Annotated in this window: 24 protein-coding genes; 12 read left to right on the forward strand and 12 right to left on the reverse strand. The window is 62.5% G+C overall.

The window, feature by feature from the left end; genetic code table 11:
• From AC5O5R_RS17450 to AC5O5R_RS17465, 4 genes are read left to right on the forward strand one after another with little or no spacing between them, the layout of a single operon-like run.
• Nucleotides 1-903 (forward strand): metal ABC transporter substrate-binding protein, encoded by a 903-nt coding sequence (locus AC5O5R_RS17450; protein WP_172226963.1) that lies wholly within the window; start codon nt 1-3, stop codon nt 901-903.
• Nucleotides 900-1,649: a metal ABC transporter ATP-binding protein gene (locus AC5O5R_RS17455; protein ID WP_172226960.1), complete on the forward strand. Its 750-nt coding sequence runs from the start codon at nt 900-902 to the stop codon at nt 1,647-1,649. The genes AC5O5R_RS17450 and AC5O5R_RS17455 overlap by 4 nt, the downstream gene beginning before the upstream one ends.
• Entirely contained in the window at nt 1,646-2,545 is a 900-nt protein-coding gene (locus AC5O5R_RS17460) for a metal ABC transporter permease (protein ID WP_172226957.1), read from the forward strand. Before AC5O5R_RS17455 ends, AC5O5R_RS17460 begins: the two co-directional genes overlap by 4 nt.
• Entirely contained in the window at nt 2,542-3,405 is an 864-nt protein-coding gene (locus AC5O5R_RS17465) for a metal ABC transporter solute-binding protein, Zn/Mn family (RefSeq protein ID WP_494514617.1), read from the forward strand. The genes AC5O5R_RS17460 and AC5O5R_RS17465 overlap by 4 nt, the downstream gene beginning before the upstream one ends.
• A 47-nt stretch (nt 3,406-3,452) precedes the next feature.
• On the opposite strand, the gene AC5O5R_RS17470 is transcribed toward AC5O5R_RS17465, so the two are convergent.
• From AC5O5R_RS17470 to AC5O5R_RS17495, 6 genes are all read right to left on the reverse strand, one after another.
• Nucleotides 3,453-4,535: a DUF1615 domain-containing protein gene (locus AC5O5R_RS17470; RefSeq protein ID WP_494515471.1), complete on the reverse strand. Its 1,083-nt coding sequence runs from the start codon at nt 4,533-4,535 to the stop codon at nt 3,453-3,455.
• On the reverse strand, nt 4,532-5,083 hold the full coding sequence (locus tag AC5O5R_RS17475; protein WP_494514618.1) for a hydrolase: 552 nt from the start codon (nt 5,081-5,083) through the stop codon (nt 4,532-4,534). Before AC5O5R_RS17475 ends, AC5O5R_RS17470 begins: the two co-directional genes overlap by 4 nt.
• Nucleotides 5,084-5,140: 57 nt before the next feature.
• Nucleotides 5,141-5,860, reverse strand: coding sequence for a thioesterase II family protein (locus tag AC5O5R_RS17480; RefSeq protein WP_172285230.1), 720 nt, complete (start codon nt 5,858-5,860; stop codon nt 5,141-5,143).
• On the reverse strand, nt 5,857-6,078 hold the full coding sequence (locus AC5O5R_RS17485) for an MbtH family protein (protein WP_172285231.1): 222 nt from the start codon (nt 6,076-6,078) through the stop codon (nt 5,857-5,859). The genes AC5O5R_RS17480 and AC5O5R_RS17485 overlap by 4 nt, the downstream gene beginning before the upstream one ends.
• 133 nt (nt 6,079-6,211) lie before the next feature.
• Complete coding sequence (locus AC5O5R_RS17490) at nt 6,212-6,613, reverse strand: hypothetical protein (RefSeq protein WP_172285232.1); 402 nt, start codon at nt 6,611-6,613, stop codon at nt 6,212-6,214.
• An 84-nt stretch (nt 6,614-6,697) separates the two neighbouring features.
• Complete coding sequence (locus tag AC5O5R_RS17495) at nt 6,698-7,582, reverse strand: LysR family transcriptional regulator (RefSeq protein WP_172226926.1); 885 nt, start codon at nt 7,580-7,582, stop codon at nt 6,698-6,700.
• A 146-nt stretch (nt 7,583-7,728) separates the two neighbouring features.
• Here AC5O5R_RS17495 and AC5O5R_RS17500 point away from each other — a divergent pair, with 146 nt between their 5' ends.
• Nucleotides 7,729-8,748 (forward strand): alpha/beta hydrolase, encoded by a 1,020-nt coding sequence (locus AC5O5R_RS17500; RefSeq protein ID WP_494514619.1) that lies wholly within the window; start codon nt 7,729-7,731, stop codon nt 8,746-8,748.
• Between the two features lie 158 nt (nt 8,749-8,906).
• Here the strand turns inward: AC5O5R_RS17500 and AC5O5R_RS17505 are convergent, their stop codons facing one another.
• Nucleotides 8,907-9,200, reverse strand: coding sequence for a DUF1330 domain-containing protein (locus tag AC5O5R_RS17505; RefSeq protein WP_172228809.1), 294 nt, complete (start codon nt 9,198-9,200; stop codon nt 8,907-8,909).
• A 78-nt stretch (nt 9,201-9,278) separates the two neighbouring features.
• Between AC5O5R_RS17505 and ribBA the strand changes: the two genes are divergently transcribed.
• From ribBA to AC5O5R_RS17540, 7 genes are all read left to right on the forward strand, one after another.
• Entirely contained in the window at nt 9,279-10,400 is a 1,122-nt protein-coding gene (ribBA, locus tag AC5O5R_RS17510; protein WP_172228807.1) for a bifunctional 3,4-dihydroxy-2-butanone-4-phosphate synthase/GTP cyclohydrolase II, read from the forward strand.
• Between the two features lie 215 nt (nt 10,401-10,615).
• Nucleotides 10,616-11,641: an ABC transporter substrate-binding protein gene (locus AC5O5R_RS17515; RefSeq protein WP_172228805.1), complete on the forward strand. Its 1,026-nt coding sequence runs from the start codon at nt 10,616-10,618 to the stop codon at nt 11,639-11,641.
• The gene (locus tag AC5O5R_RS17520) at nt 11,638-12,555 is read left to right on the forward strand and encodes an ABC transporter permease (protein ID WP_172228804.1); all 918 of its coding nucleotides are present in this window, start codon (nt 11,638-11,640) and stop codon (nt 12,553-12,555) included. Before AC5O5R_RS17515 ends, AC5O5R_RS17520 begins: the two co-directional genes overlap by 4 nt.
• A 6-nt stretch (nt 12,556-12,561) precedes the next feature.
• A complete protein-coding gene (locus AC5O5R_RS17525; RefSeq protein WP_172228802.1) occupies nt 12,562-13,371 on the forward strand; it encodes an ABC transporter permease in 810 nt (269 codons plus the stop codon).
• A 19-nt stretch (nt 13,372-13,390) separates the two neighbouring features.
• Nucleotides 13,391-14,539 carry an ABC transporter ATP-binding protein gene (locus tag AC5O5R_RS17530; RefSeq protein WP_172228800.1) on the forward strand — a complete coding sequence of 383 codons (1,149 nt, stop codon included), beginning with the start codon at nt 13,391-13,393 and terminating at the stop codon, nt 14,537-14,539.
• Nucleotides 14,540-14,819: 280 nt separating this feature from the next.
• On the forward strand, nt 14,820-16,127 hold the full coding sequence (locus AC5O5R_RS17535; RefSeq protein ID WP_172228798.1) for a substrate-binding domain-containing protein: 1,308 nt from the start codon (nt 14,820-14,822) through the stop codon (nt 16,125-16,127).
• A 186-nt stretch (nt 16,128-16,313) separates the two neighbouring features.
• Complete coding sequence (locus AC5O5R_RS17540; protein ID WP_172287181.1) at nt 16,314-17,378, forward strand: TerC family protein; 1,065 nt, start codon at nt 16,314-16,316, stop codon at nt 17,376-17,378.
• A 391-nt stretch (nt 17,379-17,769) separates the two neighbouring features.
• Here the strand turns inward: AC5O5R_RS17540 and AC5O5R_RS17545 are convergent, their stop codons facing one another.
• The 5 genes from AC5O5R_RS17545 to AC5O5R_RS17565 form a co-directional block, all read right to left on the reverse strand.
• The gene (locus AC5O5R_RS17545) at nt 17,770-18,294 is read right to left on the reverse strand and encodes a hypothetical protein (protein WP_494514620.1); all 525 of its coding nucleotides are present in this window, start codon (nt 18,292-18,294) and stop codon (nt 17,770-17,772) included.
• Nucleotides 18,295-18,378: 84 nt separating this feature from the next.
• On the reverse strand, nt 18,379-18,771 hold the full coding sequence (locus tag AC5O5R_RS17550) for a hypothetical protein (protein ID WP_172232406.1): 393 nt from the start codon (nt 18,769-18,771) through the stop codon (nt 18,379-18,381).
• Nucleotides 18,772-19,168: 397 nt separating this feature from the next.
• Nucleotides 19,169-19,564: a hypothetical protein gene (locus AC5O5R_RS17555; RefSeq protein WP_172232403.1), complete on the reverse strand. Its 396-nt coding sequence runs from the start codon at nt 19,562-19,564 to the stop codon at nt 19,169-19,171.
• The gene (locus AC5O5R_RS17560; RefSeq protein ID WP_494514621.1) at nt 19,554-20,960 is read right to left on the reverse strand and encodes a PAAR domain-containing protein; all 1,407 of its coding nucleotides are present in this window, start codon (nt 20,958-20,960) and stop codon (nt 19,554-19,556) included. The genes AC5O5R_RS17555 and AC5O5R_RS17560 overlap by 11 nt, the downstream gene beginning before the upstream one ends.
• Before the next feature lie 266 nt (nt 20,961-21,226).
• Entirely contained in the window at nt 21,227-22,456 is a 1,230-nt protein-coding gene (locus AC5O5R_RS17565; protein WP_494514622.1) for an acyl-CoA dehydrogenase, read from the reverse strand.
• Nucleotides 22,457-22,534: the final 78 nt, after the last annotated feature.

A 22,534-nucleotide genomic window follows, 5' to 3' on the forward strand; every position in this document is an offset into this window, starting at 1 on the left:
ATGTTCCGCTCCGCCCTCGCCCTGCTCGTGGCCCTTGCCCTGCCGACTCTGGTGCTGGCCGACAACGGCAAGCCGCTGCGTATCGGCATCACCCTGCACCCCTACTACAGCTACGTGAGCAACATCGTCGGCGACAAGGCCGAGGTGGTGCCGCTGATTCCGGCAGGCTTCAACCCCCACGCCTACGAGCCACGCGCCGAGGACATCAAGCGCATCGGCACGCTGGACGTGGTGGTGCTCAACGGTGTCGGCCATGACGACTTCGCCGACCGCATGATCGCCGCCAGCGAAAAGCCCGGCATCAACACGATCGAGGCCAACCAGAACGTACCCCTGCTGGCGGCCACCGGCATTGCCGCGCGTGGCGCCGGCAAGGTGGTCAACCCGCACACCTTCCTGTCGATCAGCACCACCATCGCCCAGGTCAACAACATCGCCCGCGAACTGGGCAAGCTCGACCCGGACAACGCCAAGCTGTACACGCAAAACGCCCGTGCGTATGCCAAGCGCCTGCGCGGCCTGCGGGCCGAGGCCCTGGCCAAGGTCACCGAAGCGCCAAGCGCCACGTTCCGGGTTGCCACCATCCACGCTGCCTACGACTACCTGGTACGCGACTTCGGCCTCGAGGTCACTGCAGTGGTCGAACCAGCCCACGGCATCGAACCCAGCCCGGCTCAGCTGAAAAAGACCATCGACCAGCTCAAGGCCCTGGACGTGCGGGTGATCTTCTCGGAAATGGACTTCCCGTCGGCGTACGTCGAAACCATCCAGCGTGAATCCGGCGTGCGCCTTTACCCACTGACGCACATTTCCTACGGCGAATACACCAAGGAAAAATACGAAGTGGAAATGAAGCGCAACCTCGACACCGTGGTCCGCGCCATCCAGGAGAACCGCGCATGACTGCCGCCGCCAACCTGGTAGCAGCCAGCGGGCCACGCATCGAGTTCGCCGACATCGACCTGACCCTGGGCCGCACGCGCATCCTCGAACAGGTCAGCTTCAGCGTGGCCGCCGGCAGCGTGCACGCCATCGTCGGGCCCAACGGCGGTGGCAAGAGCTCGCTGATCAAGACCCTGCTCGGTCAGATGCCCCACCAGGGCCAACTGACCCTGCACTGGCCGGGTGAACGCGAAGTGATCGGCTACGTGCCGCAGGCACTGGAGTTCGACCGTGGCCTGCCGATGACCGTCGACGATTTCATGGCTGCCATGTGTCAGCGCCGCCCGGCCTTTCTCGGCCTGTCCCGGCGCGTGCAACCGGCCATCGATGCGGCCCTGGCGCAGGTCGGTATGCTCGACAAGCGCGGGCGGCGCATGGGCGCGTTGTCTGGCGGCGAACGCCAGCGCGTGCTGCTGGCCCAGGGGCTGATCCCCGAGCCGCAGTTGCTGGTACTGGACGAGCCGATGTCGGCGCTTGATGAAGCCGGCATCCAGGTGTTCGAACAGCTGCTGCAACGCTGGCGCCAGGCTGGCACCACCGTGCTGTGGATCGAGCACGACCTGGAAGCCGTGCTGCGCCTGGCCGACCGAGTGACCGGCCTGAGCCGCAAGGTGCTGTTCGACGCCCCACCCGCTCAGGCCCTGACCCCGGAGCGCCTGCTGGGGCTGTTCTCCGTCCACCCGCGCAGCGAGAGCCTTGCATCATGAGTTTTGAAGCATTCCGCCAACTGGTCCAGGACTGGGCCACCGCCGGCTATCTGCCCGAGGCACTGGCCTATGGCTTCGTGGTCAATGCCCTGCTGGCCGGGCTGATGATCGGGCCGGTGCTGGGGGGCCTGGGCACCCTGGTGGTGGTCAAGCGCTTTGCCTTCTTCTCCGAAGCGGTGGGCCATGCCGCACTGACCGGCGTAGCCGTCGGCATTCTGCTGGGCGAGCCCTACACCGGGCCCTACGGCAGCCTGTTCGGCTATTGCCTGCTGTTCGGCATCCTGCTCAACTTCCTGCGCAACCGCACCGGGCTGTCGCCAGACACGCTGATCGGCGTGTTCCTGTCGGTGTCGCTGGCGCTGGGCGCCAGCCTGCTGCTGATGCTGGCAGGCAAGATCAACGTGCACATCCTCGAGAACGTATTGTTCGGCTCGGTGCTGACGGTCAGCGGCCAGGACCTGGTAGTGCTGGGTATCGTCGCGGTGCTGGTGCTGGCGCTGGCATTGCCGCTGTACAACCGCATCATGCTGGCCAGTTTCAACCCGCAACTGGCGGCCGTGCGCGGGGTGGCGGTAAAAACCCTGGACTACCTGTTCGTGGTGCTGGTGACCTTGGTAACCGTGGCCGCGGTGAAGGTGATCGGGGCGATCCTGGTGGGGGCGCTGCTGGTGATACCCGCCGCTGCCGCGCGCCTGGTCAGCCAGTCGCTCAAAGGTTTTTTCTTCGTCTCGGTGCTGATCGCCACGGTAAGCACCCTGTTCGGCATCCTGCTGCCGATCGTGTTCGACCTGCCGGTGCCGTCGGGCGCCGCGATCATTCTGGTCGCCGGTATCTGTTTCGCCCTGGCCGCGCTCGCGCGCGCCCTCGTCCCCCGCCTGCAAGGAAACCCGGCATGAACCTGAAACGCCTGACCCTGGCGCTGGCCCTGGCCGGCCTGCCGTCGCTGTCTTTCGCCACGCAAGTACTCACCACCCTGCCCGTCACCCACAGCCTGGCCAGCGCCCTGCTGGACGGCACGCCAGTGCAGCTAAAGCGCGCAGCGCCGGCCAACCTGCCAGCCAGCCGCCAGCCGTCCTATTTCAGCGGGCGTGGCGGGGCCAGCCTGGACAAGGCGGCGCTGCAGGCCGATGCGGTGATCGGCGTGCGCTCGATATGGCGTGACGACCCGTTGTACCCGATGGCCCGGCGCAGCAACATCCGCATTGTCGAGATCGATGCCGCACGGCCGGTAGACGGCGCACTGCCCGGCATTGCGGTGAGCGGTGACGATGCCTATGCTGCCTACCCGTGGCTCAACCCGACCAACCTCGGGCGCATGGCGGATGTGGTGGCCAACGACCTGGAGCGGCTGTCGCCGGACGACAAGCCGAAGATCCAGGACAACCTGGCGGGGCTCAAGCGCCAGTTGCTGGAGCTTTCGGCCAATAGCCAGACCCGTCTGGCGAAGGTCGACAACCTGACGGTGGTGAGCCTGTCCGAACGCTTGGGTTACCTGGCCAGCGGCTTGAACCTGGATGTGGTCGAGCAGGCGCTGCCGGCCGAATGGGACGCTGCTGCGCTCAAGGCGCTGGGGGAAAACCTGAAGGCACAGGATGTAGCCTTGGTGCTGGACCATCGCCAGCCGGAAGCAGCGGTGGCTGAGGTGATCAAGGCGGCCGGCGCGAAGCTGTTGGTGGTTGACAGTGACCCTGAGGATGCGTTTGCCGGTTTGAAGGCCAGTGTTGACCAGGTTGTCGGGGCATTGAGCGAAAGCTGATGGTGCCTGTGCCGGCCTATTCGCGGGCCGGCACAGGCAACATGAATCTAACGCTTCAAACACCGTCTATAGCGCTCATCCACCCGCCCGGCAAACCACGCCGTGGTCAGCTTGCGGGTGATCTTCGGGCTTTTCAGTTCAATGCCCGGCAGCACCGCCCTTGGCACCGGTTTGCCTGCCGCAGCATCGGCCAGGGCAAACACCCCGCTGTACAGTTTGCTGTCCTCGAAGGCCAAGCTGTCGCCCTCCTCCAGCTGGCTGCGAATCTGCGGGTGGCGCAGCCCCAACTTCACGCCCAGCTTGCGCGCCGCCAGTTCAGTGGTGCCGGGCATGATCGCTCCGGGTGCAATAAGGTCCCCGTCCAGCGCCAGCTGCACGCCGGTCGCCTTGCTCAGTGCTGCCTGAAACGCCGCATTACGGCTGGCGTACCAACCCGCGTTGAAATCGGCAAAGCGGTAGAGCTTGCGGTCATAGCTGACGGGGTAGCCCAGCAGGTGCGCGATGCCGAAATACAGGCCACCACGCCGGGAGAATACTTCCTGGCGAATGCTGCCTTCGTGGCTGTATGGGTAAGCCTGCGCATGCTGTTGCGCGAAGTCGATGCTGACCTGCATCGGCCCACCGGTGTGCACCGGGTTGAGCCCCCCGAGCAAAGTCTTGCCCAACGGCACACGGGCAATGACCTCGTCGTACAGTTCGCTTAGCTGCCTTTCGCTGCGCACCGCCTGCAAACGCTGCTGGTAGCTCTGGCCGTTGCCCGAAGGCGTTTTCAGCAAACCATCGACAAGCAGCCTGGGAATATTCAGACGCGCAGCGCGGCGGTCGATTTCCTCACGGGCGATACGCCCGAGGTTGGGCACCTGCGGGTCGGCGTTGAAGGTGGACTCCTGCTCGGTCACCGCCAGTACCGCGCACAGGTTGCTTTTGCTCGGGGCAAGGCGCTGGGCCTCGAACGCCACTTGGATGTCTCGCGCCCAGCCCTCGCGGTCCTTGGTTTGGGCAGGCAAAAGCCGCAGCAATTGCCCGCGGACCTTGGCCGGATCCGCTTCAGGGGCCTCCTCGCGACGCCCGGCGCAGCCTTGCAGCAGCGCCAGGGCGATCCAGCCGATAGCCAGTAACCGACCGTTCAGGGCTGTTCACCGACCAGGTAGGTTTTGCTGATGTGGCGGAACAGCGGGTGGCTGGCACTGCCCATCAGCTCGAACAGCACCATTTCGCGGGTCACCACTTGCGCACCTGCAGCACGCATGCGGGCCAGGCCCGCCGCTTTGCTCGCCGGGGTGCGGCTGTCGCAGGCATCCTCGACCACGAATACCTGCTTGCCCAGCGCCAGCAGGCCAAGCACGGTCTGCAGCACGCAGACGTGGGTCTCCATGCCGCAGACGATCACCTGATCACGTGCCATCAGGCTCGCCGGCAGGCACCCGGCGGCCACGCAGGAAAAATGGCTTTTCTCCACCACTTCGGCGGCCGGGGCTGCGGCCAGCAACTCCGCCAGGGTATGGCCAAGGCCTTTGGGGTACTGCTCGGAAATCACCGCCGGCAGTTCCAGCTCGGCGGTCGCCGCCAGCAACCAGCGGGCGCGCGCACGCGTGCCTTCGGCGTCGCTCATGGCGCCGATGAGTTTTTCCTGGATGTCGACGACCAGCAGCGTGGCCTTGAGTGGATCAATCAGCATTGTCAGCCCCTTGCCTGGGAAAAGCCCTAGCCTCCCCCAGGCAAGCGGTGACGTCAATCAGGCGGACAGCCGAAGCGGCTGCAGTGACGCGGTCAGCGCGTCGAGCACGTTGTCTTCATGCTCATGGATGAAGAAGTGGCCACCGGGGAACATCTGCAGCGAAAACGCGCCTTGGGTTTCCTTGCGCCAAGCCTGAAGCTGCTCGTCATTTGCCCGGTCATCGGTGCCGCCCAGTACATGCAGCGGGCACTGCAGCGCAGGCCGCTGGCGGTAGGCGTAGGTACCGCACAGCAGAAAGTCGGCGCGCAGGGTCGGCAGGGTCAGGCTCATCAGCTCGGCATTGCCCAGCACTTCCTCGGGCGTACCCTGCAGCTCGCGTAACTCACTGATGAGCTCCCCATCGCTTTTGGGCTCGCGCCAGTTCTTGCCGTCGTAGTCTTCACGTCGGGTCGGTGCCGCTGTGCCGCAGGCGAACAGCGCCAGCGGTGGCGGACAGCCCTGCGCCTGCAGCTCGTGGGCCAGCTCGAAGGCCAGCAGCGCGCCCAGGCTGTGACCCAGCAGCGCGTAAGGGGCACTGGCCGCCAGGCGCTGTTCGCTGGCCAGTTGCCGGGCCAGCGCCTGCATGTCGGTGTGCAACGGTTCGGCCATGCGCGCACCGCGCCCGGGCAGCTCCACCGGGCGTACCTGCAGCCACGCGGGTAGCTTGCGCCGCCAGCGGCTGTAGACCATGGCGCTGGCCCCGGAATATGGCAGGCACAGCAGGGTCACCGTGGTCACTGGGCGGCGGCTTCGGCCATTTTCTGGCGCAGGCTCAGCGGGCGCATGTCGGTCCAGACCTCGTCGATGTAGGCCAGGCAGTCCTTCTTCAGGCCGCTCTTGCCCACGGCACGCCAGCCGTTGGGGATGGTCTTGTAGTCGGGCCAGATCGAGTATTGCTCTTCGTGGTTGACCACTACCTGGAACTGGATATCGTCGCGGTCGAAAACGGAAGTCATTGCCTGTCTCCTTGAGTGATGAATGCCGCTGCGCGCACTGCGCAGAGGGGCTTTCAGATAGACGTGGGAGGCAGCAGGAAAATTAAGCCGATATGACCGGTTTCGGCCGCCAAGGGCAGGCCTTGCTGGTTCGTCAGGCATCACCCAGCAGGTCATGGCTATCGAGCAGGCGGAAGGCGACCTGCGGGTTGCGTTCCAGCCCACGACGGATCGCGGCGGGGATCGCTTGCCGGGTCTTTCGGCAAAGGCCGGGCTGGTCGTCCAGTTCGATGACGATGCCGCGCATGGTCCGCACTTCGTTGAAGCCGGGGGCGATGTGGACACGGATGCCAAGGTTCTCGTACAGCCGTTGCTGCAGGCGCTGCAAATCATTCAGGTCGCTGATATTTTCCAGGCGTTCGAGCAGGCGCTTTTCCTCCTGACGCGTCAGCAGGAGAATGCGTTGGGCCGCTTGCGGGTGATCGACCAGATGTTCACGGCCGCAATTGCAGGCACCCGGTGGGCAGGGTTGGCGCAGAGAGGGAGGTGTGCTCATGGAGCAAGCATAGCCTGAACACGTCGCGCCGCGATGATTGCAAAGCCCGTCCGCAGTGGCTTTATCCGCCGCCGGGCATGCAGTTCAAAGCTGCACCAGGCGCTCGCGCAGAAAATTCACAAAGCCCTGCACCGGCCGCGCCACCTGGCGGTGCTGCGGATACACCGCCGACAGCTGCAACGCCGGCGGCGTCCACGCGTCCAGCACGCGCAGCAGCCGCCCATCTGCCAACGCCTGGCCAACGATGAACGTCGGCAGATACGTTACCCCCATCCCGGCAATCGCGGCATCGCGCAACAACTCGCCATTGTTCGCCCGCATGCGCCCGGTCACCTGGATCGCCTGCACCTTGCCGCCCTGGCGGAACTGCCACTGCACCTGCCGCGCATGCCCATAGGGCAGGCAGGCATGTCCGGCCAGCTCATCCGGCGCGGCGGGCACGCCCTGGGCCTGCAGGTAGGCCGGGCTCGCACAGTACACTCGCTCGACACCGGCAATGCGCCGCGCGATCAGGCTGGAGTCCTCCAGCGCGCCAATGCGCAGCGCCAGGTCGTATCCCTCACCGATCAGGTCGACGGCGCGGTCACTCAGGTCTACCTCCACATCCACCTGCGGATGCAACTGCAGGAACTCGGTCATCAGGCAGCCCAGGTGCGCCATGGCAAACGACAGCGGTGCGCTGAGGCGCAACGTGCCGCGCAAAGCCTGGGCCTGACCGCTGATGTCGTGCTCCACCTGCTGCACCTCGCCCAGCAGGCGCAGGGCTGACTGATAGTAGTGCTGGCCCAGCGGCGTGGCGTCCAGCCGCCGGGTAGAGCGGTTGAGCAGGCGTACACCCAGGCGCTCTTCGAGTTGCATCAGGCGCCGGCTGACCGATTGCTTGGACATGCCCAGGCGGTCGGCCGCAGCGGTGAAACTGCCGGCCTCCATGACCTGAGCAAAGATGCGCATATCTTCGTAAGGGTTCATTGTCTCGCTCATGGTGACAGTCAAACGCTTTATAGCCGCTTTTTCCCGCAAGTGCATCTGCCTAATCTACGCACAAGTCGCAGCGATGGCCCTGTAGGCCAGGCAAGACGCCCACTTTCAATACTTGCATGAAAAAGGATTCGCTCATGAACATTGTCCACAAAACCCTTACCGCTTCCCTTCTGGCCCTGTCCGTTTCCAGCGCCTTCGCCGCTGGCAGCCCAGGTGTGGAACAACACACCCAGGCCTTCCTCGAAGCCCTGGAACAAGCGGGTGGCAAGCCGCTGGAACAACTCAGCCCGAAAGACGCCCGGGCAGTGCTGACAGGTGCCCAGGCTTCGGTCAAGGTCGACCTTTCTGGTATCGAGGTGAAAGAACACACCATCCAGGCCAACGGTGAGTCGATCAAGCTGCAAGTAGTGCGCCCGGCCAATGTGAAGGGTGACTTGCCGGTGTTCATGTTCTTTCACGGCGGCGGTTGGGTGCTTGGTGACTTCCCGACCCATCAGCGGCTGATTCGCGATCTGGTGGTCGGCTCTGGGGCGGTGGCGGTCTATGTGGACTACACCCCGTCGCCGGAAGCGCACTACCCCACGGCGATCAACCAGGCTTACGCGGCGACCCAGTGGGTAGCCGAGCACGGTAAGGAGATCGGCGTGGACGGCAAACGCCTGGCGGTGGCCGGCAACAGCGTCGGCGGCAACATGGCGGCGGTAGTGGCGCTGAAGGCCAAAGAGGCCGGCACTCCGGCCTTGCGCTTCCAGCTGCTGCTGTGGCCGGTAACCGATGCCAGCTTCGAGACTGCATCGTACAAGCAGTTTGCCGAAGGGCACTTCCTGACTACCGGGATGATGGAGTGGTTCTGGGACAGCTACACCACGGATGCCAAGGCGCGGGAACAGATCTACGCCTCGCCCCTGCGGGCCAGCAGTGCACAGTTGAAAGGCTTGCCGCCGGCGCTGGTGCAAACGGCAGAGTTCGATGTGCTGCGCGATGAGGGTGAGGCGTATGCCCGCAAGTTGAATGCAGCGGGCGTGACGGTGACCTCGGTACGGTACAACGGGATGATTCATGACTATGGGCTGCTCAACCCGTTGAGCCAGGTGCCGGCCGTGAAGGTGGCGATGCGTCAGGCCGCCACGGAGCTGAAAGTACACCTTCAATAACTGTATCTACCCATGCGGCACCGCCATAAACAGGTCTGGCCCTTTCGCGGGTGAATCGGATCGCCGCACCGCCGCTCCCACAGGTTTTGCGTCGCCCACAAGGCTACGCGCTACCTGTGGGAGCCGGCTTGCCGGCGATAGGGCCTTCAGCCATTACCTCAGGGCTCGAACCCTTCGACGATGATCACCTCGGCCTTCGCCACCCCTCGCCGATGGCTGCACGCTTCCTGGTACAACTCGGACTGGTAACACGCCACCGCCTGCTCGTACGAATCGAACTCGATCACCACGCTACGCTGAGGGGTAGGCCGCCCTTCCATCGCCTCGCTGCGCCCGCCACGGGCCAGGAAGCGCCCGCCGAATGCCTTGAACGCAGCCGGGGCGCGCTGGGTGTACTGCTGATATTGCTCGGGGTCGGTCACGTCCACATGGGCGATCCAATAGGCCTTCATGCGCGGGTCTCCTGCTACGGCGATAATTGTGTATGATGGTATACCATAATAATCACCCCACCACAGTGAGCGTGCAACATGGCTTTCAACACCATCGAGGAACTTCTCGAGGACTACCGGCAAGGCAAGATGGTCCTGCTGGTGGATGACGAAGACCGGGAAAACGAAGGCGACCTGCTGATCGCCGCCGAGCGCTGCGACGCCCAGGCCATCAATTTCATGGCCCGCGAAGCGCGCGGCCTGATCTGCCTGACCCTGACCGATGATCACTGCCAACGCCTGGGCCTGGAGCAGATGGTCCCGGCCAACGGCAGCGTGTTCAGCACCGCGTTTACCGTGTCGATCGAAGCCGCCAGCGGCGTCACCACTGGCATTTCTGCCGCCGACCGGGCGCGCACCGTCGCCGCTGCCATGGCCCGCGACGCCCGCCCCGAACACCTGGTGCAACCCGGCCACATCTTCCCCCTGCGCGCCCGCGAAGGCGGCGTGCTGACCCGTGCCGGCCACACCGAAGCGGGTTGCGACCTGGCGCGCCTGGCCGGCTTCAGCCCGGCGTCGGTGATCGTCGAAGTGCTCAACGACGACGGCACCATGGCCCGCCGCCCTGACCTGGAAGTGTTCGCCGCCCGGCATGGCATCAAGATCGGCACCATCGCCGACCTGATCCACTACCGCCTGAGCACCGAGCAGACCATCAAGCGCATTGGCGAACGTGAGCTGCCGACCGTGCATGGCACTTTCCGCCTGGTTACCTATGAGGACCGCATCGAAGGGGGCGTGCACATGGCCATGGTCATGGGCGACATCCGCCGCGAGCAGCCGACGTTGGTGCGGGTTCACGTGATCGACCCGCTGCGCGACCTGGTGGGTGCCGAATATGCCGGCCCGGCCAACTGGACTCTATGGGCGGCGCTGCAGAAGGTGGCCGCAGAAGGTACCGGCGTGGTGGTGATCCTGGCCAACCACGAATCTTCCCAGGCATTGCTGGAGCGCGTGCCGCACCTGACCCAGCCGGTGCGGCCTTACCAGCGAGGGCAGTCGAAGGTGTATTCGGAAGTGGGCACCGGGGCGCAGATTCTGCAGGACCTGGGCGTGGGCAAGTTGCGCCATCTGGGGCCACCGCTGAAATACGCAGGACTCGCTGGATATGAGCTGGAGGTGGTGCAGAGCATTCCGTTCGAGCCCGCGATCCCGGACTGAGCGCCCTGCAGGGACGGAGTGATGGCCGGTCGCCTCGTCCCTCTTGCGAAAAGTTTGGAATACCATAATATGATATCCCGTAGACCTTAGATTTTCTGGCCGGCACCTACAATCACAGACGGCCCCACGACACTTTGTTTTAGCTGCTCCCCGAATACTGTTGGCGGGCGCACCCCAGCCCCGCCTCGAATAACAAAAGCAACGAGGGCGTAACCATGCTGTTGAGCAAACGTGTAACCGCAGTGCTGTCCGCCAGCCTGCTGACCCTGGCATGCCAGGCCGCCCAGGCCGCCGACAGCCTCAACTTCGTCAGCTGGGGCGGTACCACCCAGGACGCCCAGAAAGAAGCATGGGCCGTACCCTTCACCAAGGCCACCGACATCAAGGTCGTCCAGGACGGCCCCACCGACTACGGCAAGCTCAAGGCCATGGTCGAAAGCGGCAACGTGCAGTGGGACGTGGTCGACGTGGAAGCCGACTTTGCCCTGCGCGCCGCCAGCGAAGGCCTGCTCGAACCCCTGGACTTCAACCAGATCAAGCGCGACAAGATCGACCCGCGGTTCGTCTCCGACCATGGCGTCGGCTCGTTCTTCTTCTCCTTCGTGCTCGGCTACAACGAAGGCAAGCTGGGCGCCAACAAGCCGGTCGACTGGACCGCGCTGTTCGACACCAAGACCTACCCCGGCAAGCGCGCCCTGTACAAATGGCCCAGCCCCGGCGTGCTGGAACTGGCCCTGCTGGCCGACGGCGTAACGCCCGACAAGCTCTACCCGCTGGACCTGGACCGCGCCTTCAAGAAGCTCGACACCATCAAGAAAGACATCGTCTGGTGGGGCGGTGGCGCCCAGTCGCAGCAACTGCTGGCCTCGGGTGAAGCCTCGCTCGGCCAGTTCTGGAACGGCCGCGTCTACGCCCTGCAGCAAGATGGCGCCCCGGTGGGCGTGAGCTGGAAGCAGAACCTGGTCATGGCCGACTTCCTGGTCATTCCCAAGGGCGCCAAAAACAAGGACGCGGCAATGAAGTTCCTGGCCAATGCCAGCAGTGCCGAAGGCCAGGCCGAGTTCGCCAACAAGACAGCCTATGCGCCGGTGAACGTGGACAGCGTGGCCAAGCTGGACAAAGACCTCGCCCCCAACCTGCCGACCGCCTACGCCCAGGACCAGGTCACCCTGGACTTCGCCTACTGGGCCAAGAACGGCCAGGCCATCGCCGCGCGCTGGAATGAGTGGTTGGTCAAATGAAAGTCGCCATCAACGCCCTGCATAACGCGCAAGGTGCCCCCAGCGGCACCGGCGCCCCGGGAACGGCCCCTCGCCGCGTCAGCCTGAGCCAGCGCTGGAAAGGCAGCCGCAACCTGCTGCCGGCACTGCTGTTCCTGGGACTGTTCTTCTTCGCCCCGCTGGTCAGTCTGTTGCTGCGCGGGGTATTGGAACCCACGCCAGGGCTGGGCAATTACGAGCAGCTGTTCGCCAACTCGGCCTACGCACGGGTGCTGTTCAACACCTTCTCGGTGGCCGGCGTGGTCACCCTGATCAGTGTGCTGCTGGGCTTCCCGCTGGCCTGGGCCATCACCCTGGTGCCCAAGGGCTGGGGCCGCTGGCTGCTGAACATCGTGCTGCTGTCGATGTGGACGAGCCTGCTGGCACGCACCTATTCGTGGCTGGTGCTGCTGCAAAGCTCGGGGGTGATCAACAAGGCGTTGATGGCAATGGGCATCATCGATGCGCCGCTGGAAATGGTGCACAACCTGACCGGCGTGGTGATCGGCATGAGCTACATCATGATCCCGTTCATCGTGCTGCCGCTGCAGGCGACCATGCACGCGATCGACCCGATGGTGCTGCAGGCCGGCTCCATCTGTGGCGCCAGCCCGTGGACCAATTTCTGGAAGGTGTTCCTGCCGCTGTGCCGTTCGGGGCTGTTCTCCGGGGCGCTGATGGTGTTCGTGATGTCGCTCGGTTACTACGTCACCCCGGCGCTGCTGGGCGGTGCGCAGAACATGATGCTGCCCGAATTCATCATCCAGCAGGTGCAGTCGTTCCTTAACTGGGGCCTGGCCAGCGCCGCTGCCGCACTGTTGGTGTTGATCACCCTGGTGCTTTTCTACCTGTACCTGAAGCTGCAGCCGGAATCCCCGGTCGGCAACGCGAGGTAAACCACCATGCTCCTGTCTCCCAATGCCATGGGCCGCCCGCTGCGTACCGGCCTGTACCTGACCACCGGGGTCATCGCGGCCTTCCTGCTGCTGCCGGTGGTGTTCATCGTGTTGCTGTCGTTCGGCTCGTCGCAATGGCTGGTGTTCCCGCCGCCGGGCTGGACCTTCAAATGGTACGGCCAGTTCTTCTCCAACCCGGAGTGGATGGACGCCGCACTGGCCAGCCTGAAAGTGGCCGTGCTGACCACCATCGCCGCCGTGCTGCTGGGCCTGCCCAGCGCGTTCGCCTTGGTGCGTGGCCGCTTCCCCGGCCGCGAGCTGCTGTACGGGCTGTTCACCATGCCGATGATTGTGCCGCTGGTGATCATCGCGGTGGCGGTGTACGCGCTGTTCCTCAAGCTCGGCTACACCGGCACGCTGTTCGCTTTTGTGGTCAGCCACGTGATCGTCGCCCTGCCCTTCACCATCATCTCGATCATCAACTCGCTGAAGCTGTTCGACCAGTCGATCGAAGATGCTGCGGTGATCTGCGGCGCTTCGCGGTTGCAGGCGATCTTCAAGGTGACATTCCCGGCCATTCGCCCGGGCATGATCGCCGGCGGCCTGTTCGCCTTCCTGGTGTCGTGGGATGAGGTGGTGCTGAGCGTGATGATGGCCAGCCCCGACCTGCAGACCCTGCCTGTGAAGATGTGGACCACCCTGCGCCAGGACCTGAGCCCGGTCATCGCCGTGGCCTCGACCCTGCTGATCGGCCTGTCGCTGCTTGTCATGTTCATTGCCGCCGCCTTGCGCCGGCGCACCGAAGTCAACGCCTGAGCGCGCGGAGAAAACAACAATGAGTGCAGTGATCAACGACAACGCGCACGGCAAGACCCTGGTCAGCCTGCGCGGCCTGAACAAGCACTACGGCGACTTTGCCGCCGTGGACAACCTCGACCTGGAGATCCAGGACGGCGAGTTCCTGACCTTCCTGGGTTCCAGCGGCTCGGGCAAATCCACCACCCTGTCGATGCTGGCCGGTTTCGAAACCCCCAGCAGCGGCGAGATTTTGGTAGAGGGCCAGTCGCTGGTGAACGTGCCGCCACACAAGCGTGATATCGGCATGGTGTTCCAGCGCTATTCGCTGTTCCCGCACCTGAACGTGCGCGACAACATCGCGTTCCCCCTGGCTATCCGCAAGCTGAGCAGCGCCGAGACCAACAAGCGTGTCGAGGCGATGCTCAAGCTGGTGCAGCTGGACAAGTTCGCCCACCGCAAGCCCGCGCAAATGTCCGGCGGCCAGCAGCAGCGCGTGGCGATTGCCCGGGCCCTGGTGTACGAGCCGCGCATCCTGCTGATGGACGAACCGCTCGGCGCGCTGGACAAGAAGCTGCGTGAAGACCTGCAGGACGAACTGCGCCAACTGCACCGCCGGCTGGGCATCACCATCGTCTACGTCACCCACGACCAGGAAGAAGCCATGCGCCTGTCCCAGCGCATCGCCATCTTCAGCCACGGCAAGATCGTTGGCCTGGGCACTGGCTACGACTTGTACCAGAACCCGCCGAATGCCTTCGTGGCCTCGTTCCTGGGCAACTCCAACTTCCTGCGGATCAAGGCCAGCAGCAATGGCGCGGGCAGCTTCGAGGGCCAATCGGTGGCCATTCGCCTGACCGCAGGCCTGGCCGCTGCGCAGGATGCCCTGATCATGGTGCGCCCGGAAAAGGCCTTGGCCCTGACCGTCGAACAGGCGGCGCGCGAGCCGCTGCCGGCGGGTTGGAACGAGGTCAGTGCCAAGGTGGGCGAGGTGCTGTTCCTGGGTGAGAGCCAGACCTGCCATGTGGTGACTGCGGGCGGTACCGAGCTGACGGTGAAGGCGCTGTCGGCTGCGGGGATGCCGATGCAGCCGGGCGATAGCGTGAAGGTGCGCTGGGCGGTGGCGGATGCCTGCATTTATACCGAATGGGCCGAGAGTGACCTGAGCAAATCGGCCGGGGCGCATTGAGATCGCCGGGGCCGCCTTGCGGCCCTATCGCCGGCAAGCCAGCTCCCACAGGAGTAGCGCATGGCTGCTATTCCTGCTGCCTCATCGCTGGCAAGCCAGCTCCCACAGTGTAGCGCATGGCTGAAGGGTAATGCGGTCGAGGTGGGAGCTGGCTTGCCGGCGATAGGGCTGCGCAGCAGCCCCACTAACGCCACTGACGGGCATCAGGCCAAGCCGTCACATTATCATCACGCGACTGTCGTAATCTGCCGGCCAACTCTATGCCACAGGGCCACCCGACATGCCCCGCCTGCTTGTCTTGCTGCTCACCCTGATACCGCTAGCGACCTTGGCCGAACCCAGCCATTTGCGCGTGCAAGGCTCCAACACCATCGGCGCAGCGCTGTTGCCTGCCCTCGTGCAAGGGCAACTCCGGGCGCAACAAGCCACTGCCATCGAACAGCAGCCAGGCAAGCTGGCCAACGAAACCGTGATCACCGCGCGCGATGCGCTTGGGCAGCCGATGCGCATCGATATCGCCGCCCACGGTTCCAGCACCGGCTTCGTCGCCCTCGGCCGTGGCGAGGCCGACCTGGCGGCCGCCTCGCGGCCGGTCAATGACCGCGAAGCACGCCAGCTGCGGGCCCTGGGCGACCTGCGCGCAGCGGCCGCCGAACAAGTCATCGGCCTGGATGGGGTGGCAGTCATCGTCCACCCCGACAACCCGCTGCCGCAACTCACCACAAGGCAACTGGCGCAGATTTTCTCTGGGCAGATCCAGCGCTGGGAGCAATTGGGCATCGCCGGCGGGGCTATTCATCTGTACGCCCGTGACGATCGTTCCGGCACTTATGAAACCTTCAAGGCGCTGGTGCTGGAGCCTCAGCATGAGGAACTTTCGGCCGTGGCACGGCGTTTCGAGTCCAGCGACGATCTGGCTGCAGGGGTGAGCACCGACCGCCAGGCCATCGGCTTCAGCAGCCTGGCCGCAGTGCACGGGGCCAAGGTACTGGCGGTAGCCGAAGGCGACGCGCCGGCCATGTTGCCGCAGCGGGCGCTGGTGGCCAGCGAGGACTACCCGCTGTCGCGGCGCCTGTATTTCTACCTGCCAGCCAACCCCAGGCCGCAGGCCAAGGCCCTGGCCGAGTTTGCCCAGAGCCCCGCAGGCCAGGCGATCGTCGCCCAGCATGGCTTCGTTTCGCAGCAGATAAAGGCGCAGCCTGTGCCGCCCCAGGCCAGCATGCCGCCGCGCTATCGCACCCTGGCGCAACAGGCGCAGCGTTTGAGTGTGAACTTCCGCTTCCAGGAAGGCAGTGCCAGCCTCGACAACAAGGCGCTGCGTGACGTGCAGCGGGTCGCCGAGTACCTGCGCCAGGCCGGCAAACTGCAGAGCAAGACCGTGCTGGTGGGGTTTGGCGACCCCAAGGAAACACCCGGCCGCGCCGCCCTGCTCTCGCGCCTGCGCGCCCAGGCAGTGCGCCGCGAACTGGCACGCGATGGTGTGGCCGTACTGGAGGTGACAGGCATGGGCGATGAGCTGCCGGTCGCCGGGAATGAATTGGAGCAAGGGCGACTGCGCAACCGGCGGGTCGAAGTGTGGGTGTACTGATTTACAAGCCTGCGCACATTCCTGTGTAGGAGCGGCCTGGCAAAGAAATGTAACAGCTCCCCATTCGGCATCATCGGCAAACGGGTCTAGGCTCAAGCTCATGTGATACCGGGCCCCTCTGACGGCTGCCACGCCGTGATGTCGGATCACTGTTGCCATGCAACGTCGACATTCAAGGAGGGGCTCATGACAGCTCTGCAGGCATTCCTCACCACCCCGTTTCTCGGTACCAGCGCCTGGTTGTGGCTGGTGTTCATGGCCATCGTCGTCGGTTTGCTGGTGCTCGACCTGGGCGTGCTGCACCGCCAGGACCGGGAAATCGAAATGCGCGAAAGCCTGCTGCTGTATTCGGGCTATTTCAGCGTCGGCGTGCTGTTCGGCGCCGGAGTGTGGTATCAGCTCGGGGCGCAGTCGGCGCTGGAGTTCTACACCGGTTTCCTGGTCGAACAGTCGCTGTCGATGGACAACGTGTTCGTCATGGCGATGATCTTCAGCTACTTCGCCATCCCCCGCCGCTACCAGCACCGGGTCCTGTTCTGGGGCATCCTCGGCGTCGTGTTCCTGCGGGCGATCATGATTGGTGTAGGCGCTGCGCTGGTGCAGAATTTTGCCTGGGTGCTGTACATCTTCGGCGCCTTCCTGCTGTTTACCGGGGTGAAAATGGCGCTGTCGAAGGAAGACAGCCACCCGGACCTGGCCAACAACCCGATCCTGAAGTTCGTGCGCCGGCACATGCGGGTCACCGACCAGATACACGGCTCGCACTTCTTCGTGCGCCAGACGCCGCCCGGGCACAGCAAGGCGCTGCGCTATGCCACCCCACTGTTCCTGGCGCTGGTGCTGATCGAGCTGGCCGACCTGGTGTTCGCCGTCGACAGCGTCCCGGCGATCTTCGCCATTACCCAGGACCCGTTCATCGTCTATACCTCGAACATCTTTGCCATTCTTGGCTTGCGCTCGCTGTACTTCGCCCTGTCGGCGCTGATGCACCGCTTCGTTTACCTCAAGTATGCGTTGGCGCTGGTGTTGATCTTCATTGGGTGCAAGATTTTCTATCACGGCATGGTGGGCAAGGTGCCAGCATTGCTGTCGTTGGGGGTGACGTTCGGGCTGTTGCTGGGTGGAGTGGTGGTTTCGTTGGTCAAGACGCGGGGGGAGAAGGTGGCTGTCGTAGATCAGGCGCTCGGGCAAGCTACAAATGCCGATCGTAAAGCCGGCCAGAAAGAGGAAGACCCGCAGATGCGGGTCTGATTACCCCTACTTGAACTTGAATAACGCCCATACAATCACCATCCATATGAGTCCGGTCATGTTTAGCCAGGCAGAAATCTTCAACCTGCGTTTAAGCTTTTGCGGAAACGCATTTAACTCACCAGCATCCAGTTGACCCATTCGCAGCGCTAGCCATGGAAATGCCACTAGCCCACTTACCGTACATAGCGTCATCCAGCGCCACTTGAATGACCCAGAACCCCAATAGCACTTGATGCTTTCAAAATAGGGGTTACTGGTGATGGCCGAGCACGCGACATCATAATCTTTGGTCAATGTCGAGACAGCACTAAGGACTAGTCCAGGTATGCTGATAGCAAACGGACTTAATAGAATCGCGACTTTAGCAAGTGGTTGCCAGCCAGTAATGTCAATCACTGGTTGCCTCGTAAATAAACTCGCCTACGGACTCACCGAGCTTCCCGCCCAGCACTCCCCCAGCCATGCCGCTGGCGCCCACCAGCACTATGCCGCATACCGGTGCAGCCAGACCTGCCGAGCCCATGGTAACAGCGGCACAAATTGTTCCGGATACGAGGTTTGCTCCTAAGGTGGCAACTATCGCTCCGGCGGTTCCAGTAGCAAAACCTCCCGTCTCGGTTAGTCTGACCTTTTTACAGTCTTCAGTCTCACCAGCGCGACAAACCTCTTGCACTTTTAAATATGAAGAAGCACCCCCCAACCCAATCGCAGCATACCCACCATATTGAAGGTACTTGCTAAGCCGCGCCACCTTGTCCAGATGCGTTGCATACCCCGGAATCTGCCCCGGCCCGCCGGCCTTCGACCAGTGGTGTACAAGGCTCTTGGTCGAAATGTTCAAACTCTTCTTCAGCCTTTCATAGCTTCCCAGGTTCAGTTGCTTGTTAAGGAATGCCACTTTCAACTGGCCCATCCAGCTGCTGCAGCAACTGTCGACACTCGGGGATAACCACGACTATTCAGTTGGCCGCAGTGCATAAACTCGCGCCAATTCGGACTACTCACCTCTTATAATGAAGTAACCAATCAGCGTCCAGAAAACAGCAAAGAAATTCAGCCACAACCCCACAACCATTTTTCGCTGCAAATATGAAGGAAAGCTCTTTAGCTCGTTTTGGTCAAGCCAGCCCATGTAAATATGGAACGTAGGGAACGTGACCAAAGCGCTCACCACGCTTATAAGCAGGCATCGAGATCTCAAGCCTCCCTTTCCCCAAATGGGCTTCATTTGCTCTAAGTAGGGGTTGCTTTGAATAGCTGACAAGGCAATTTTGAAATCTTGTGACATTGCAATTTGCGCGTTCAGAGCAAGCCCTGCGAACCCACTGACGAACGGGACGATAAGAAATAATAATTTCAAAGCGGGCGGCCAGCTATCGAAGTCAATCATCTGTAATCTCATAAATCTGCTCACCAGCCTTCGTGGTTGCATCACCGTCGACTGCCTGACCTTTTCCTTCCAGGATGACGCGCATGTTCAAGCTCCCTTTGCATGATTCAGGTTGGAAAACCTAACATCACCAAGGGCGCTTCAAGTGCCTGTAAAAGAAATTCAGATGTTTCCTACAAAATTGTTGAGCTTACACTTTAATGCATATCCGTTGGTCAAGATGCGAGCGGAGGAGGCAACATCAAGGACGCTCAACCCAGACAGCCCGCTAATTCCAATGTTGCGTTCAGTAACGAGGCAGATCCGCAAATGCGGGGCTGATCGAATTCGCGCAGAGATCACTTCTTTAGAGGCGTATGCCACCTAGAAGCCGCCCGGATCGAGATTGACCATTCCGCTACGCTCTGGACAGTTCGACTACTGCGGCTGCAACCGCAATCCAGACAAACCCGATAATTGACAACCACGCCGAAATTCCAAGCTTTCGTTTCAGCTTTGAAGGAAATGCCCTCAACTCATCGACATTCAGATTGCCAGAGCGCAAAGCTAGCCCCGGAAATGTGACAAGACCGCCGATACTGCAGACCAACATCCAACGCCATTTCAGGTTTGACGTCCCCCAGGATATTTTTAGCCGTTCCATATACGGATTGCTGGTAATCGCAGAGCAGACGACATGGAAGTCGCGCGATAACGTAATAGAAAGATTAATCAATACACCAAGGAGAGAGACGACAAATGGGGTAATTACAAATAGCAACTTCATTACCACCGGCCAGCTCTCAAATTTCATCATTAGATACCTCATAGATGAATTCGCCGAACGACCCACCCAGCAATTCTCCAAGTTTTCCACCTGCTAGACCACCTGTTCCCGCAACCACGAGACCACAAACTGGCAGACCTATTCCTGCTGTACCTGCGGTAAATACGGCACATAATGTACCCACCGCAGTACCAGCCAATGCCGCCCCCGCTGATGCGCCCCCGACCGCCAAACTGAACGATCCGGTTTCAACATATCGAATCTTTGCACAGGCTTCCGCGTCCCCACTTCGACAGACCTCTTGTACTTTCAAATAGGACGAGGTCCCACTCAGGCCAATTGCAGCGTACCCCCCATATTTCAGGAAATTGCCAAGCCGCGCCACCTTGTCCAGATGCGTTGCATACCCCGGAATCTGCCCCGGCCCGCCGGCCTTCGACCAGTGGTGTACAAGGCTCTTGGTCGAAATGTTCAAACTCTTCTTCAGCCTTTCATAGCTTCCCAGGTTCAGTTGCTTGTTAAGGAATGCCACTTTCAACTGTCCATCCAGCTGCTTCAAGAGCTGCCGCCGTTCAGCGAAGAACCCTGGACTGTTCAGGTGGCCATGGCGCATGAATTCCCGCTGATGCAACTGCTCGATCCTGGTCAACGTGCCACTGACCTGCTTCAAACCCTGGTCCAGCATATCCTTGCCCACGCCCATAGACTGGCTGGCATTGCTGAGCAACCCCGCAATCTCGGCCTGGTGCGCCATCATGAAATCCGCTTCGGCGAAATCCAGCACCGCCAGCGCACGGCGTGCGTGCTGCGCCGCCGCCATCAGCTGGCCTTCCTCGCGAGTGCAGGCGTCACCGTTGTCAGGGTCACCGATGACGAAAATTTCCCCTGCCTTGAACCCCTGTTCGAACGTAGGATTGAGCCGCTGCAGCCGGGAAATTGGTAACGTGGCATCGTGTTCGGCCAGTTCAAGCAGCACCTGCGGGAACGACATGCGCCGCGGAATAACGTAGAACCCAGGCTCCAGAGTACCGGGCATCGCACCTACCGCGGACTGAGAAAAACGTTCGGGGTAGACGGGGGTTGATGCCTCGGCAAAATGGGTAGGCGCATGTCGGGCAACGGAGCGCATCGGCACAAATGCTCCACTCAACGGTGCGACCACGCGATTACTGCCCGGCGGGCAGCCACAGAGGACCAGAGCACCATCCATGGCGACATGCCGGCCGTCAGAGATGACGAAATCCGCCCCTTCGGCGATGATCCCTTCCTGGCCACACAGGGGGCATGGCGTGGTGTGATCACCTTCGCGCAGCACCATTCGGCCCTCGTCGAGATAGCCTGCATCCGTGGCAATACACACCGCCCCCGTTGTGGTTACATCGCCATCTACTGCCTGACCTTTTCCCTCTAGACTGGTGCGCATATGCAAACTCCCCGTGCACGAAGTTGAGGTTAAAACCTAACATCAGCATGGGAGATACAAGTGGCCTGAGTCGAAAATCAGATGTTTCCTACAAATGGGCCAAAGTATGTTTTGCAGAACAAGCCGGGGGTTTTCTTGGCGGAGAAAATCAAATTTCCTACATCACAAATATAATTCATCCGACTGCAGCCAGACGCATACGGCAAGGCCGAAATACGCTCACCTGTAAGAGCGCATGGCTTCAGTCTGACAATGAAGTCAGTAATTCATCGCCCGCTTCGCAACATCTCCACCGGCACATACTTGCCAAGCTCGTACTTGCCAATCGCCGCCCGGTGTACCTCGTCAGGTCCGTCGGCCAGGCGCAAGGTGCGCTGCATGGCATACATGTAGGCCAGCGGGAAGTCGCCGCTTACCCCTGCCCCGCCATGTATCTGGATGGCGCGGTCGATCACCTTCAACGCCACGTTCGGCGCCACCACCTTGATCTGCGCGATCTCGCTGCGGGCGACCTTGTTGCCGACCGTGTCCATCATATAGGCGGCTTTCAGTGTCAGCAGCCGGGCCATGTCGATCTCCATGCGCGAGTCGGCGATCTTGTCGACGTTGCCGCCCAGGCGTGCCAGTGGCCGGCCAAACGCGGTGCGTTCCACCGCCCGCTTGCACATCAGCTCCAGCGCGCGCTCGGCCATGCCGATCGAGCGCATGCAGTGATGGATACGGCCCGGGCCCAGGCGCCCCTGGGCAATCTCGAAACCGCGGCCCTCGCCCAGGAGCACGTTTTCGTACGGTACCCGCACGTTCTCGAACAGGACTTCGGCATGGCCGTGAGGGGCATCGTCATAGCCGAACACCGGGAGCGGGCGGACAATCTTCACGCCGGGCGCATCGGTGGGCACCAGCACCATCGAATGCTGCTGGTGACGCGGCCCCTCAGGATCGGACAGGCCCATGAAAATCATCACTTTGCAGCGCGGATCGCAAGCGCCGGAGGTCCACCATTTGCGGCCGTTGATCAGCCATTGGTCGCCGTCACGCACGGCCGTGGCGGCCATGTTGGTAGCGTCCGAGGAAGCCACGTCCGGTTCGGTCATGGCGAACGCCGAACGGATCTCGCCCCGCAGCAGCGGCTCCAGCCACTGGCGCTTTTGCGCCTCGCTGCCATAACGCACCAGTACTTCCATGTTGCCGGTGTCCGGCGCAGAGCAGTTGAACGGTTCCGGGCCGAGCAACGAACGGCCCATGATTTCCGCCAGCGGGGCGTATTCCAGGTTGCTCAGGCCGGCGCCGTATTCCGATTCGGGCAGAAACAGGTTCCACAGCCCCTCGGCACGGGCCTTGGCCTTGAGCTCTTCCATGATTGCAGTGGGCTGCCAGCGGTCGCCCTCGGCGACCTGGCGCTCGAACACCGCTTCGGCGGGGTAGACATGGGCGTCCATGAACGCGCTGACGCGCTCGCGCAGTGCCTGGACCTTGGGCGAATAGGCGAAATCCATCGGGGCTACCTTCACGGTTCGGAGTACATGGGCCAGAGCCTAGAGCAGCCAGCCCCCATCCACCTAGTCTATTTTCCG

This window comes from Pseudomonas sp. 8_5_2 (genome assembly GCF_059295255.1).

Bases quoted from the DNA above. Each gene is read 5' to 3' on its own strand.
- AC5O5R_RS17450 (WP_172226963.1), top strand. From the start codon at position 1: ATGTTCCGCTCCGCCCTCGCCCTGCTCGTGGCCCTTGCCCTGCCGACT.
- AC5O5R_RS17455 (WP_172226960.1), top strand. From the start codon at position 900: ATGACTGCCGCCGCCAACCTGGTAGCAGCCAGCGGGCCACGCATCGAG.
- AC5O5R_RS17460 (WP_172226957.1), top strand. From the start codon at position 1,646: ATGAGTTTTGAAGCATTCCGCCAACTGGTCCAGGACTGGGCCACCGCC.
- AC5O5R_RS17465 (WP_494514617.1), top strand. From the start codon at position 2,542: ATGAACCTGAAACGCCTGACCCTGGCGCTGGCCCTGGCCGGCCTGCCG.
- AC5O5R_RS17475 (WP_494514618.1), bottom strand. From the start codon at position 5,083: ATGCTGATTGATCCACTCAAGGCCACGCTGCTGGTCGTCGACATCCAG.
- AC5O5R_RS17485 (WP_172285231.1), bottom strand. From the start codon at position 6,078: ATGACTTCCGTTTTCGACCGCGACGATATCCAGTTCCAGGTAGTGGTC.
- AC5O5R_RS17490 (WP_172285232.1), bottom strand. From the start codon at position 6,613: ATGAGCACACCTCCCTCTCTGCGCCAACCCTGCCCACCGGGTGCCTGC.
- AC5O5R_RS17495 (WP_172226926.1), bottom strand. From the start codon at position 7,582: ATGAACCCTTACGAAGATATGCGCATCTTTGCTCAGGTCATGGAGGCC.
- AC5O5R_RS17500 (WP_494514619.1), top strand. From the start codon at position 7,729: ATGAACATTGTCCACAAAACCCTTACCGCTTCCCTTCTGGCCCTGTCC.
- AC5O5R_RS17505 (WP_172228809.1), bottom strand. From the start codon at position 9,200: ATGAAGGCCTATTGGATCGCCCATGTGGACGTGACCGACCCCGAGCAA.
- ribBA (WP_172228807.1), top strand. From the start codon at position 9,279: ATGGCTTTCAACACCATCGAGGAACTTCTCGAGGACTACCGGCAAGGC.
- AC5O5R_RS17515 (WP_172228805.1), top strand. From the start codon at position 10,616: ATGCTGTTGAGCAAACGTGTAACCGCAGTGCTGTCCGCCAGCCTGCTG.
- AC5O5R_RS17520 (WP_172228804.1), top strand. From the start codon at position 11,638: ATGAAAGTCGCCATCAACGCCCTGCATAACGCGCAAGGTGCCCCCAGC.
- AC5O5R_RS17525 (WP_172228802.1), top strand. From the start codon at position 12,562: ATGCTCCTGTCTCCCAATGCCATGGGCCGCCCGCTGCGTACCGGCCTG.
- AC5O5R_RS17530 (WP_172228800.1), top strand. From the start codon at position 13,391: ATGAGTGCAGTGATCAACGACAACGCGCACGGCAAGACCCTGGTCAGC.
- AC5O5R_RS17535 (WP_172228798.1), top strand. From the start codon at position 14,820: ATGCCCCGCCTGCTTGTCTTGCTGCTCACCCTGATACCGCTAGCGACC.
- AC5O5R_RS17540 (WP_172287181.1), top strand. From the start codon at position 16,314: ATGACAGCTCTGCAGGCATTCCTCACCACCCCGTTTCTCGGTACCAGC.
- AC5O5R_RS17545 (WP_494514620.1), bottom strand. From the start codon at position 18,294: ATGGGCCAGTTGAAAGTGGCATTCCTTAACAAGCAACTGAACCTGGGA.
- AC5O5R_RS17550 (WP_172232406.1), bottom strand. From the start codon at position 18,771: ATGATTGACTTCGATAGCTGGCCGCCCGCTTTGAAATTATTATTTCTT.
- AC5O5R_RS17555 (WP_172232403.1), bottom strand. From the start codon at position 19,564: ATGAAATTTGAGAGCTGGCCGGTGGTAATGAAGTTGCTATTTGTAATT.
- AC5O5R_RS17560 (WP_494514621.1), bottom strand. From the start codon at position 20,960: ATGCGCACCAGTCTAGAGGGAAAAGGTCAGGCAGTAGATGGCGATGTA.
- AC5O5R_RS17565 (WP_494514622.1), bottom strand. From the start codon at position 22,456: ATGGATTTCGCCTATTCGCCCAAGGTCCAGGCACTGCGCGAGCGCGTC.